This is a genomic window from Achromobacter pestifer, from assembly GCF_902859625.1.
Lineage (GTDB): Bacteria > Pseudomonadota > Gammaproteobacteria > Burkholderiales > Burkholderiaceae_B > Achromobacter > Achromobacter pestifer.
On record NZ_CADIJX010000002.1, the window covers coordinates 414695 to 426644 of the forward strand.

The window sequence follows — 11950 nt, forward strand, 5'->3', positions numbered from 1 at the left end:
CTAGATTCAGCACAATGATGAAATATCAGCGCACCACCATGATCTGCGTCCTGTCCGCGGCAGCATCGATGTCCTATGGCGTCATCGCCTCCGCGCAGAGCACCGCGCCCGCGCCGGGCTCGAATGCGCCGGCGCCGGTTCGAGATCTTGCCTTGGCCGTGAAGGGGCAACAGACGCTACTGCTGGACGGCGCGGTGCCGTCGCGGATCGCGATCGGCGACCCTGAGGTGGCTGACGTGAAGGTCTTGCCTGCCTCCAACAAGCGCGCGGGCTCGCTGCTGATTTATGGCAAGAAGGCGGGTACGACACAGTTGCAGATATGGAGTGGCAACAACGCGGCGCCGCAGATCTGGAACCTTCGCGTAGGCGGCAGCGTCCAGGGGGCACTGGCCACGCGAGGCATCGCCGGCGGGGCGAATGTCGATATCGCGGGAGACCGGGCGGTGGTGTCCGGGTACGCCGAGACGCCGATGGGGCAGGTGGCCTCTGCCGCGATAGCGGCTTCCGCCGTGGGCGGCGAGAAGAACGTCGTCGATCTGTCTTCCGCTGGCACCGGTGGCATTGTGCAGGTGGAGGTCAAGGTCGTTGAGGTGTCGCGCTCGGTGATGAAAGAGGCAGGCATCAATTGGAGCGCGGGTGGCAGCGGCCCTTGGAGCGCGACCAATAATTTGATGCCGTCAAGCCTGGCTTCGGCGGCATCCGGCTTTTCACTGTTCTACGACACCAAGAATTTCTCCGCGAACCTGCGCCTGTTGCAGACCAACGGCATGGCGCGCGTGCTGGCCGAACCCACGCTGGTGGCCATGACAGGGCAAAGCGCCAGTTTCCTGGCTGGCGGTGAATTGCCCATTCCGGAAGCCGGCGGGCTGGGGACGGTGTCGGTCACCTTCAAGCCTTTCGGTATCGGGTTGACGGTGACGCCCACGGTGCTGTCGCGGGACCGCATTTCACTGAAGGTGGCGCCCGAGGCCAGCGAACTGGACTACAGCAACGGCATTGTGCTGAACAGCGGCACGGATTCCAGCTCGATCATTCCGGCGTTGCGCACCCGCCGCGCCGATACCACCGTCGAACTGGGCGATGGCGAGAGTTTCGTGATCAGCGGCCTGGTATCGCGCCAGACCAAGGCCATGGTCAGCAAGGTGCCGTTGTTGGGCGATTTGCCGATCATCGGCGCCTTCTTCCGCAGCCTCGATTACTCGCAAGAGGAAACGGAACTGGTCATCGTGGTGACACCTCGCTTGGTTCGCCCCATCGCACGCGGGGTGAATCTGCCACTGCCAGGGGAAAAGCAAGAGCGTGCGGACAACGGCTTTAACGCCTGGGGCTACTACCTGACGGCTCCAATGGGCGGCCAGCAAATGCCGGGTTTTTCGCGGTGAACAATATGAAGACACATGCAAGCGAGTGGGTTGGCCTGCAAAACAGCAAGCGTTTTTTGTTCTGCTCCAAGGGTGCGGATGTCGCTGTGCAATTGGGGCAGGTGTTGGGCGACATGGGCATGCTGACCCAGGAGTCTCCCGGCAATGAAGAATTGGCGCGGCGTCTGGCCGAGATATCGCCGCAGGTGGTGTTCCTGGATTTCACGCTCAGCGAAGACGAGCCTGGGAAACTGTTCAAGTCCGCCGAGCTGGCGCGTTTGTTGGCGCGCATCGCACCCACCTTGCCGCGCGTGGCGGTGGGTCTGCTGAGTCAGCCGGAAGGGGCTATTGCCGCGCTGCGGGCGGGCGTCAGCGATTTTGTCGACCCCACGGTCGCGCCCGAGGAAATCAAGGAAATCGTGCTGCGTCTGCTGGACGCTCAGACCGACGGTGGGCGCGCGGGCGGTTCGCGGCGTAGCGTCCTGCTTCTGGGCGCACGGCCCGGCGTGGGCGCCAGCACCTTGGCCGTGCATCTGGCCCATATGGCACAGGATCGCCTGAAACAGTCGCACGGGGCCCGTGCCACGGCCAATGGCGGCAAGAGCGCCAAGGCCGCCGCGGCTGAGTCGGGGGCTTCGCTGCCCTTGTCGAGCCGTGTGGCGCTGATGGACCTGGGGTGGCCCGTGGGCGATTGCCAGCTTTATCTGAACATCGGCGGAGAGTTCGATTTTTCCGAGGCTGCGCGCAACCTGCGCCGTCTGGATTCCACGTTGCTGGCCTCGGCCATGCCGCATACGCCGAACGGCCTGAGCGTGCTGTCGTTGCCGCGTGATCTGGCCCTGATGCGCGATGTCTCACAGTCCGATTCGCTCTTGGTGTTTGAGCGCATGCGCCAGCATTTCGGTGTGGTGATCGCGGACTCGGGCGGCTTCACCAATCCTGAGTTCGTGGCGGGCCTGGCGCGCGCCTCGGAGCAGAACTGGATCGTGACCGATCAGAGCGTCGGCGCCTTGGTGTCGCTGGCGGGGTTGCTGCAAGAGCTGGAGCAGTTGCACGTGGATCGCCGCAGCCTGGGCCTGATCGTCAACCGCTACGACGAACGTTACGGCATGACGGCGCAGCAAATCGCCGAGCGCTTCCAGCTGGAACTGGTGGGCACTTTGCCTGACCGTACGCTGGCCTTGATGGTGTGCACGAACCAGGGACATCTGCTGCATGAGGACGCCGAGCGCGACGTCTATGTGCGTGCAGTGCAGACACTGGTGGAAAAGCTGGGGGCGGAAGAAAGCACGCCCGGTGGGCGCGCAAGCTGGCTGGCCACCTGGCTGCCCGGTGTGCATCGCCGTATGGTCGTCGGTTAACGGAACGACGCAAGGATTGCAACGGAAGCCGACATGATCATGACAGCGACAATAGAGTTTGGCGGTGATGGCGACAAGGGATTCTCGACGTCGAACCGCTTTCAGGAAGTGAAGACGGCGGCGTACGAACACCTGCTTTCCCGTATCGAGGAATTGGGCGCGGAGTTCGGCCGTTGGGCGCGCTCGGCGATTCAGGAATTCGTCGATATCGAGGTCGCGAACTTCGTGCGCCTGCGCAGGGTGCCAATCAATGAAGGGGAAATGAGGCAGATAGCCGAAGCCCTGACCAAGGAATTGGCCGGCCTGGGGCCCTTGGAGGATCTGTTGGCGGACCCGGCGGTCGAAGATATCCTGATCAACGGCTACGACAATGTGTTCGTATCGCGCCGCGGGGTGCTTGCCCGCGAGACGCTGCGCTTCACCGACAACCAGCACGTGCTGCGCATCGTGCGCCGCATTCTGGCCCCCATCGGCCGCCGCCTGGACGAGTCCAGCCCCATGGTCGATGCCCGGCTGCCGGATGGCGGCCGTCTGAACGTGGTGATCGAACCCCTGGCGGTGGACGGGCCGATGGTGTCGATCCGGAAGTTCCGGCAAGACCCGCTAAAGCCTGCCGACCTGCTGACGCTGGGCTCGTTTGACGAAGAGATCTACCGGCTGCTGCACGAGGCGGTGAAGAACCGCTGCAATGTGCTTGTGTCTGGCGGCACCAGCTCCGGGAAGACATCTCTGCTTAACGCGCTGGCGTTCTTCATTCCGGAAACGGAGCGCGTGGTCACGGTGGAAGACACGGCGGAACTCTCGCTGAATCACCCGCACGTGGTGCGGTTGGAGTCGCGTCAGGGGGGCTTTGACGGTAGCGGCTCGGTCAGTATTCGCGAATTGATCCGCAATAGCCTGCGGATGCGGCCGGATCGCGTCGTGGTGGGTGAAGTGCGCGGCGCCGAAGTCATGGACATGCTCCAGGCGATGAACACGGGCCATGAAGGGTCGATGGCGACCATCCACGCGAACTCGCCGCGTGAATGCCTGTATCGCATCGAGATGTTGGCGGGCTTTGCCGGGTTCCAGGGCAGCGAGGACAGTTTGCGCAGGCAGATCGCCAGCGCACTGGACTTCATTGTGCAGATCGGCCGCTTGTCCAGCGGCAAGCGCCGCGTGCTGTCGGTGACCGAGGTCACTGGCATGGGCGACAACGTGATTTCCACCCAGGAGCTCTATCGCCACGAAACGTTCACGACGCCCGAGGGCGAAGAAAAGGATCGTTGGAACTGGCTGGGGATCCATCCCCATACGCCCAAGCTCGCCAAGATGCGCAACGAGGCGCGCACCAACGAGCCTGGCCCGGGCGACACCGAAGGCGGCGGATTCTGGAGTCGGAGGCGCTGATGATGGAAGCCCTGGTGTTGGCGGGCCTGGCGTTGGTGTTGGGGATCGGTGCGGTGCTGCTTTGGCGCAATGCCAGCAGCGGCGCTCGCCGGGCGGCGAGTTCGACGTTCCTGGAAAATCAACTGAACCGGGGGCGCGACGGATCTTCCAAACCCGAGCCGATTTTCGAAAGCTCGCGTGCCTTGCGTAGCGGACTGCCGGGATGGGACCGCCTGTTGCTGCTGGCCGGCGTGCGCCAAAGCACGGGGCTCTATGTACGGCTTGCCGTGCCCCTGTTGGGACTGACCGCGCTGGCGTGGCTGACGTTGGGCATCCTGTCGGGCATCGTGACGCTGTTGCTTGTGGCCGTCTTCGAGTATTTCCTGCTGTGGTTGCGGGCAGACAAACGGCAGCGCCGGATGATCTCGCAACTGCCTGCCTTCCTGGACAACATTGTTCGCCTGATCACCATCGGCAACAGCATGGGAGCCGCGTTTCAGACGGCGTCCGCCACCACGGACGAACCGCTGCGCGAGGTCGTGGAAATGGCCGCCAGCCTTAGCCGTTCGGCCAAGGAACTGGACGCGGCGCTGGTGCACGTGTCCCGGCTGTACGGATTGAAAGAGCTATACATGATCGCCGCCGTGGTGTCGTTGGCGATGCGTTTCGGCGGCCGCAGCGACCAGGTGCTGGAGCGCATGGCGGCTTTCATGCGCGACGTGTCGCAGGCGCGCAATGAGTTGTCGGCGAGTTCCGCCGAGATCCGCTTGTCGGCCTGGGTCCTGGCGCTGCTGCCGGTGGGCATCGCGGGTTTCATCATGTTGACGAACAACGATCTGTTCATGAATCTGTGGCGCGACCCGGCGGGATTCAAGATGTTGGTGACCGCCGTGCTCTTGCAGATCGGCGGCAGCTATTGGCTGTATCGCATGGCCAAGTCCATTTGATGGGAGAGGCGTGATGGATATCCTGAAATCCTGGAGTGTCTCCTCCGTATTGGCGATGGGATTGATGCTGATCGCCGCAGCAATGCTGGTGTTGGGCATCGGCATCGTGCGCCGGCTGCGTGGCCAAAGCAGGAATCGGCAGATCGTGGATCATGCGCTGGCATCGCGCCAGATGGGGGGCGCGGCGGCGGCCACCTTGCCCCCGCAAGACGGGCAGGGCAGATTCGCGGCCGCCACGCGCGCGGCGGATTCGTTCGGCAAGCGTCTGAGCGAAGGCCGGTTGGCGGAAGCCTTGCTGGCCGCCGAGGACCGGAAACTGGTGGACATCGCCGGCTATGCCGATGCCGCCGCGGCAAGGTCGCGTTTTGTCGTATTGCGGTTCGGGCTGGCGATTCTGCTGCCCATCGCCGCAGTGACGCTGGCCATTCATTACCACTACGTCGATTCGTTGTCGGGAATGCTGGTTGCCGCCTTCTTTGGTTTCGCGGTTGGCTACATGCTTCCCAAGTGGTTCGTGCGGCGGCGCGTGGCGCAACGCCGCCGGATGGCGGCCGATGAGCTGCCTTTGCTGATTGACCTGCTGCGCCTGTTGCAAGGCGTGGGGCTGTCGATTGATCAGAGCATGCAGGTGCTGGTGACGGAGTTCGGACAGGTGTTGCCGGTGCTGTCGCAGGAATTGCGCCTGGCCTCGGAACTCTATGTGCGCGGCCGCACGCGCGAGCAATCGCTGTCCAGGCTGGCTGCTGGATTCGATAACGATGACCTGTCCGCTATCTGCCGCCTGATCGCGCAGGTGGATCAACATGGCGGAGCGGTGCAGGAGCCGCTGAACCGCTTTGGCGAACGGCTGCGTGATTCTCGACGGCTTGAATTGAAAGAGAAAGTGGGCAAGACGACGGTCAAGATGACGGGAGTCATGATCGTGACCTTGCTGCCTGCCCTGTTGATCGTCACGGGCGGATCTGGGTTTGTTGCGGTGATACGCGCGATGTCGCGCATGGGGGGGACGTGATGGCGAGCGCTATGGGAAGTCGGCAGGGCGCATTGCGCTGGACCCTTGTGGCTGCGGCGGTGTCGGTGACCGCGGGTTTGAGCGGATGCAAGACCAACAGTGCGGAAACGGCGTGGCAGTTGATGCAGCAACAGCAGCAGGAACAAGCGCTGGCGCGGCAGAAAGAAGACGAAGCCGAGGGCCGGCGCCGGCCCAAGGAGCCCGAGATGATGCTCTCCCTGATCGCAGAGGCGCAGCGTCAGGAACGCTATTTCGCCTCTCTGGCGTACATCGAGGCGTATCAGCAGAAATTCGGCAATGACAGCCGGCTGGCCGTCATGCGTGCAGACGCCTTGCGCCAGACTGGCCAGACCGCATTGGCCGAGCAGGCCTATCGCGCTCTGACCAGTGGTGATCAGGCGGCGGACGGGTGGCATGGACTTGGCCTGATCGCGGGCGGGCGTGGCCAGTTTGATCAGGCGGTCGACAATTTTTCCCGGGCGGCCAGGCTGGCGCCCATGAACGCACGGATCCTGGGTGACCTGGGTTATGCAAGATTGCGGGCCGGCGACGTGGAGGGGGCTCGAGTGCCCCTTGGCCAAGCAGCCGAATTGGCGCCGGACAACGGCAAGGTCCTGGCCAACTTGGCGGTCTTGCTGCTGGTCGAGGGCGATCCGGTCAAGGCCCAGCAAGTGATGGATCGGGCTCGCCTTGGGGATGATGCGCGCGGTCAGGTGTTGCGCCTGGCCTCCGATATCCGCAGCCAACGCGCACCCGCGCCCATGCCGGCCGCCGCGGCGGTGGGGGGGCAGGCGCCCACCCGCGTGTCCAGCGGCGACGGCGCCGTGATGCCAATGATGAGTCCGTTGATCGATGGCCTGGGCAATGGGCCCATCGTGCGTTAACTCCGTGTTCAGGAAACTCTTTATGTCTCAACCGCGATTGATTCCTTCCTTCACCTTGACCCTGGTGCTGGCCGTGTTGGCGCCCCTGGGGGCCCATGCCCAGTCCAATGCGCCGCTGACGGGGAACATGTCAGGTGGCGCGCAGGCCGCGCCGCAGCCCGCGCCACTGCCAGCCGCGACCCTGCCTGACAGGCCTGTGGTGCAACAAGTGCCCTCGGCGATGCCGCAAGCGGAAGCGCCTGCCGCGCAGCCAGGAACGGCACAGGCGACGCAGCAGGCTGCACCAGCGCCCGCCGCTGCCGAGGCGCGTGAGGGGTTTGGGGATGTGACGCGGGGCCTGCTGGCCGCGCAGGCCGACGGGCGTCGCGCGGGAGGCGTGCTGCCCATCTTGGGGCCGGTCTCTTCCGCCGCTTGGAACCGCTACGTGGATAGCTTCAAACAGCCCATCCCGGAATGGTTCCAGAAACGGGTCGAGACCAAGAACACCAACTAAGGCTTGGAGACGAGCCGGAGTCGCCAGATCATGCGAGCCGCCCCAATGCGTTCCGCTTCTTTGCTTCGCCAGCGCGGCAGCATCACCGTGGCTGTCGTATTCGCGGTGTTGGTGGGGTTGGTGTTGCTTGGGGTGGTGCATCTTGCCTACAGCTTCTACATGAAGCGAGAAATGCAGAAGGGGGCAGACCTGGCGGCCTTGTCGGCCGTCCAGGTGCTGGGCATGGGGGCGTCAGCGGATTGCGCGCGGGCGGTTACCGCAGGCCGCACCTCGGCATTGGCCAACGTGCCCGGTTTCTTCGATACGTTCACGGCGGCCAACGTCACCGTTGAGTGCAAGGTCTGGGATTCAAGCCGGGCCGACGCCACGGGGATGCATGTCTTCGATGCCACAAGCGGACAGCCGTTCAACGCCGTTCGCGTGACCGTGAGCAAAAGACTGACCAGCATCATTCCCAAGTTTTCAGCCGGTGCGGACAACGGCACGCTGGTCACGACGACTGCCGTGGCCACGAGCACGGCGCCCGTCGCGGCCTTCACCGTGGGCTCGCGCCTGGTGCGGTTGGAGCGCGGCGGCCTGCTGTCGCAGTTGCTGGCCTCCGTCGGGGCGACGCCCGCGCAACTGGACGTGCTGGATGCGGCGGGCCTGGCCAGTGTCAACATCACGCCGTCGGGCTTGCTGAAGGCGCTGGGATTGCCATTGTCGGTGGCGACCGGCGTGGGCACGCCTGCGGAATTGGCGGCGGTGAATAACCTGACGCTGGGCCAGTTGCTGAACGCCACGTTGACGGTGGTCAACCAGAGCGGCACCGCAGGCGCCAGCATCGGGCTGATCAACAACGCCATCAATACCGTGCTCGCCGTCATGCCGCTGAACCTGCCCGTCAAGCTGTTCGGTGATGGCGGCGTGCTGAACCTGTCGGTGGTGGGCGGTGACGCCACCGGGGCCTTGGCGGCGAACGTCAACGCACTGAATATTCTGGAAACCGCACTGGTCATTGCCAACGGCCAGAACCTGATCAACCTGGGCCTGAGCGTGCCCATCCTGGGGGTGGACGCCCGAGTGCGTGTCGTGGAGCCGCCTACGCTGGCCGTCGGCGGCATCGGCACGCAAGCCACCAGCGCGGGTATTCGCGTGTACCTGCGCGTCAATACCAGCAATATTCCGCTGATAGGGCCCTTGCTGGCGAATACGCTGAACACGTATGTGGATCTGCCCATCATCATCGACGTGGCGCAATCCACGGGCACGTTGACCAATCTGTGCCAGGCGCCGTTGACGCAGTCGCAGGCCACCATCGCCGTGAACTCCTCGGTGGCGAACATCTGCCTGGGGCGCTTTCCGGGCATGTCGTCCAGCACGGACCAGAATGCGGCCAACTTCGTCTCTTTAACCAATAGCTGCCAGCCCAGTTCGTTTGCCGCGATTCAGCGCTATCAGGTGTTGAATGTGCTGGGCATCCTGCCGCTGACCGCCAAGGTCACGCTGCCTGTCTTCAATTCCACTTCACCGGTCTCCGTCACGCTGACCGAGCCGCCGGGCACGCCGTCGACCCAGACGGTTACCGCAACGTCCATCAACCTGGGCACGCTGGCCTCGAATCTGGCGGATGCCGTGATCGGCGGCATTCTGGGGGATCTCTTCAATACCGGAACGCCCTTGTCGGATGCGGAGCGCACGGCGCTGGCCACGAAATTGGTGGGCGGTGGCGGCAGCAACGCAGGCAAGTCGATTTCGCAGGTTTTCAATGACATACAGTGGTCCACGACTGCCCTGAACCAATTGGGCCAGCGCCTGAGTACGGGCGGCTTGACGGGGGTGCTGGGCGGGACGTTGCAGTTGGTGGGCAATATCCTGACCTCGCTGCTGGTGGCGCCGATCAATGACGTGGTCTGCGCCCTGGGCATCACGCCAAGCGCCATCCGGCAGTGCCGTATCAACTCGGTTTCCGCTTTGGCGTTGAACGGCGGCTCTCAAGTCAGCGGCGTGCTGTCCATTGTCGTGAACTTGCTGCAACCGGTGCTGGCGCCGCTGTCGACGTTGCTGCAACAACTGCTCAACCTGCTTGGCCTGAGCGTCGGTCAGACCGATGTCTCGCTGCTGTCCGTGGATTGCGGCCAGCCCCGTTTGGTGTACTGATGATGATGTTTGTGATTTCCGCTTCCCTTTTGCCAGCATGGTCCCAGCCATGACTCAAAAATTCGCCCGCGACGAGTTCGACGTATACGTTTGGGAAGGCACTTCCGATATTGCCTCCCGGGCGGAGCGTTGCCTGGTCGGCATGGATGTCTCGTTGGTGCGTGCGGACGCGGGTACGGCGTTCCCGCCACCACGCGACCCGACGCGCCCGGCGGTGGCGCTGGTGTCGGTATCGGTGATGGGCGACAACCGCTTCAGCGGCTATGACTGGCTGGCGGTGCAGGCCATGCCGGTGATCTGGGTCGCGGCTGAAGCCCGGGGGCGCGATTCGCGCTATTACCCGCCCGAGTATTCCTACACCTTGCCGCTGTCGTTCACGACCGCTGATTTGCGCAAGCTGTTGTTTGAGTTGCTGGGAACGCTGGACCAGTTGAACCGCACGGCGCCCAAGCGCGAGCAGGCGTTGATTGCCGTGTCCGAGTCGATGCGCGCACTGCTGGCCGAGGCCGAGATGTTTGCGGATTGCCGCAGCAACGCGCTGATCCACGGTGAAACAGGCGTGGGCAAGGAGCGCATTGCCCGTCTGTTGCATGATCGGGCAGCCTGGTCGGACGGCCCCTTCGTGGCGGTCAATTGCGGCGCCATTCCCGAAGGCCTGTTTGAAGCGCATTTCTTCGGCCACGCAAAGGGCGCTTTCACCGGGGCGGTCGGTGCGCACAAGGGTTACTTCGAGCAGGCCAGCGGCGGTACGCTGTTCCTGGACGAAATCGGCGACTTGCCCTTGTATCAGCAGGTGAAGTTGCTGCGGGTGCTGGAGCAAAGCGCGGTCACGCGGCTGGGTTCCACCGTCGAGATACCGGTGGATTTCCGGCTGGTGGCTGCGACCAACAAGGACCTTCGGGTGCTGGTCGGCCAGGACGAGTTCCGGGCAGACCTGTATTACCGCCTGGCGGTGATCGAATTGCGCATTCCCAACCTGGAACAGCGCGGACCCGAAGAGAAGATCGCTATTTTCCGAGCGCTGCTGGATCGCCTGGGCGGAGAGGGCGAGCCGCCGGATTGGCTGCTGGAGCGCGTGGCGCGCACCCGCTACGCGGGCAATGTGCGCGAGCTGTCCAACGTGGCGGAGCGCGTGGCGATCATGCGCCGGCAGTTCAAAAGCTGGGACCAGGCACGAATTGAACGCATTTTTGACCAGATCGGCGAACCGCTGCGCGCCGCCGGCGCACTGGGCGGTACCAGCGCATTGTGCGAACCGCCCGTGTTCACCGACGCCGAACGCGCGGAACGCGCTCGTATCCTGGCTGCGCTGGACGTCAACGGCTGGCGCCGCCAGGACACCGCCAATACCTTGGGCATCAGCCGCAAGGTGCTCTGGGAGAAGATGCGAAAACTGCATCTTGGGGGTGGCCAGGGCGAAACGGCAGAAGGGATTGTCGAGGCGTCCTGATCGTGCAATAGGGAAAGGCCCGTAGAGGGCCACAAATTTGCTCGCGGTGAATGTAAGTGGATCAACCGTGAGCGAAATAAATTGCTATAGTTCCGCAACGATTTTTTTGGGGAAGGCATGAACGTCCAATTTATCCGTGCCGCCACTCGCATGGCGCTGTTAGGCGCGGCGTTGTCCGGCCTGGCGGCTTGCGCCAGCGCGCAATCCGAAGCGCCGCGGCCCACGGTTAAGCAGGTCGAGGACAAGCCCGACGCCGCGACGCCGGTGACCCCGCCGCCCGCCGCTGCTCCCGCAGCCGCCGCGCGGCCGTCTTCGACCGTGGCCGAATTGCAGGGGCTGATCCAGAATCGGCAGGTTTCCGAATTGCGTACGGCCTATAACGGCTCGTATGGTGCCAGCCTGTTGTTCAAGCCGGACGATCTGACCTATTACGTTGCCCTGTTCCAGCAGAAAGACTTTTGGCGCGTGCTGAAGACGGTGTCGGAAAAGCAGGCTGAAACCACGTATCGTGCTTTCGCGACGCAATCGGCCGATCTGGCCGAAGTGGACATCAAGCGCATCAAGCTTCAGGCTGAATACGCCCACGCCGAGAAACTGTTGGCCAGCCGCAACGCCCAGCTCAGCACCTTGCAGGCTGACCGTACGCTGCGCATGCAGCAGGAAGAGCAGGTTGCGGCACGCCAGGAGCAGTCGCGCCAGGAAGCCACGGCATTGGCCGATCAGCAAAAGGATGTGCGCCAGCAACTGCGCGATCTGCAACGCCAGATCGATTCCTTGCAGGCTCAGCAGGCACAAATCGACGCCAGCCCGGCCGCCAAGCGCGGCAAGTAAGCGGCGTCATTCGCCAGAACGGGCCTGCGGGCCCGTTTTTACTTGGGGCGGCCCCCGTATCACGCGGGGGATCGCACCCATTGCGGGGGCTTTCTTGTATTCTG

General features: G+C 63.8%; 10 protein-coding genes. All 10 read left to right on the top strand.

Features of this window, described 5'->3' with window-relative positions; genetic code table 11:
• The first annotated feature begins 14 nt into the window (after positions 1 to 14).
• The 10 genes from HV753_RS08710 to HV753_RS08755 all read left to right on the top strand — a co-directional run bounded on the left by HV753_RS08710 (position 15) and on the right by HV753_RS08755 (position 11846).
• Positions 15 to 1382 carry a type II and III secretion system protein family protein gene (locus HV753_RS08710; protein ID WP_175174051.1) on the top strand — a complete coding sequence of 456 codons (1368 nt, stop codon included), beginning with the start codon at positions 15 to 17 and terminating at the stop codon, positions 1380 to 1382.
• The gene (locus tag HV753_RS08715) at positions 1379 to 2722 is read left to right on the top strand and encodes a pilus assembly protein CpaE (protein WP_175174052.1); all 1344 of its coding nucleotides are present in this window, start codon (positions 1379 to 1381) and stop codon (positions 2720 to 2722) included. The genes HV753_RS08710 and HV753_RS08715 overlap by 4 nt, the downstream gene beginning before the upstream one ends.
• A 33-nt stretch (positions 2723 to 2755) precedes the next feature.
• Complete coding sequence (locus tag HV753_RS08720; protein WP_175174053.1) at positions 2756 to 4111, top strand: TadA family conjugal transfer-associated ATPase; 1356 nt, start codon at positions 2756 to 2758, stop codon at positions 4109 to 4111.
• On the top strand, positions 4111 to 5037 hold the full coding sequence (locus tag HV753_RS08725) for a type II secretion system F family protein (RefSeq protein WP_175174054.1): 927 nt from the start codon (positions 4111 to 4113) through the stop codon (positions 5035 to 5037). Before HV753_RS08720 ends, HV753_RS08725 begins: the two co-directional genes overlap by 1 nt.
• Before the next feature lie 13 nt (positions 5038 to 5050).
• Positions 5051 to 6049, top strand: a complete 999-nt coding sequence (locus HV753_RS08730) for a type II secretion system F family protein (RefSeq protein WP_175174055.1) — start codon at positions 5051 to 5053, stop codon at positions 6047 to 6049.
• A gap of 11 nt (positions 6050 to 6060) precedes the next feature.
• Complete coding sequence (locus HV753_RS08735; protein ID WP_175174056.1) at positions 6061 to 6933, top strand: tetratricopeptide repeat protein; 873 nt, start codon at positions 6061 to 6063, stop codon at positions 6931 to 6933.
• Positions 6934 to 6955: 22 nt separating this feature from the next.
• Entirely contained in the window at positions 6956 to 7426 is a 471-nt protein-coding gene (locus HV753_RS08740; RefSeq protein WP_175174057.1) for a DUF3613 domain-containing protein, read from the top strand.
• 45 nt (positions 7427 to 7471) lie between these two features.
• On the top strand, positions 7472 to 9565 hold the full coding sequence (locus HV753_RS08745; RefSeq protein WP_246288202.1) for a pilus assembly protein TadG-related protein: 2094 nt from the start codon (positions 7472 to 7474) through the stop codon (positions 9563 to 9565).
• A gap of 49 nt (positions 9566 to 9614) precedes the next feature.
• A complete protein-coding gene (locus tag HV753_RS08750) occupies positions 9615 to 11015 on the top strand; it encodes a sigma 54-interacting transcriptional regulator (RefSeq protein WP_175174059.1) in 1401 nt (466 codons plus the stop codon).
• A 117-nt stretch (positions 11016 to 11132) separates the two neighbouring features.
• Complete coding sequence (locus HV753_RS08755) at positions 11133 to 11846, top strand: DUF2968 domain-containing protein (RefSeq protein WP_175174060.1); 714 nt, start codon at positions 11133 to 11135, stop codon at positions 11844 to 11846.
• Positions 11847 to 11950 lie beyond the last annotated feature (104 nt).

Coding starts and splice junctions, on each gene's coding strand:
- HV753_RS08745 (WP_246288202.1), top strand. CDS start 7,472: ATGCGTTCCGCTTCTTTGCTTCGCCAGCGCGGCAGCATCACCGTGGCT.
- HV753_RS08735 (WP_175174056.1), top strand. CDS start 6,061: ATGGGAAGTCGGCAGGGCGCATTGCGCTGGACCCTTGTGGCTGCGGCG.
- HV753_RS08730 (WP_175174055.1), top strand. CDS start 5,051: ATGGATATCCTGAAATCCTGGAGTGTCTCCTCCGTATTGGCGATGGGA.
- HV753_RS08720 (WP_175174053.1), top strand. CDS start 2,756: ATGATCATGACAGCGACAATAGAGTTTGGCGGTGATGGCGACAAGGGA.
- HV753_RS08710 (WP_175174051.1), top strand. CDS start 15: ATGATGAAATATCAGCGCACCACCATGATCTGCGTCCTGTCCGCGGCA.
- HV753_RS08740 (WP_175174057.1), top strand. CDS start 6,956: ATGTCTCAACCGCGATTGATTCCTTCCTTCACCTTGACCCTGGTGCTG.
- HV753_RS08725 (WP_175174054.1), top strand. CDS start 4,111: ATGATGGAAGCCCTGGTGTTGGCGGGCCTGGCGTTGGTGTTGGGGATC.
- HV753_RS08755 (WP_175174060.1), top strand. CDS start 11,133: ATGAACGTCCAATTTATCCGTGCCGCCACTCGCATGGCGCTGTTAGGC.
- HV753_RS08750 (WP_175174059.1), top strand. CDS start 9,615: ATGACTCAAAAATTCGCCCGCGACGAGTTCGACGTATACGTTTGGGAA.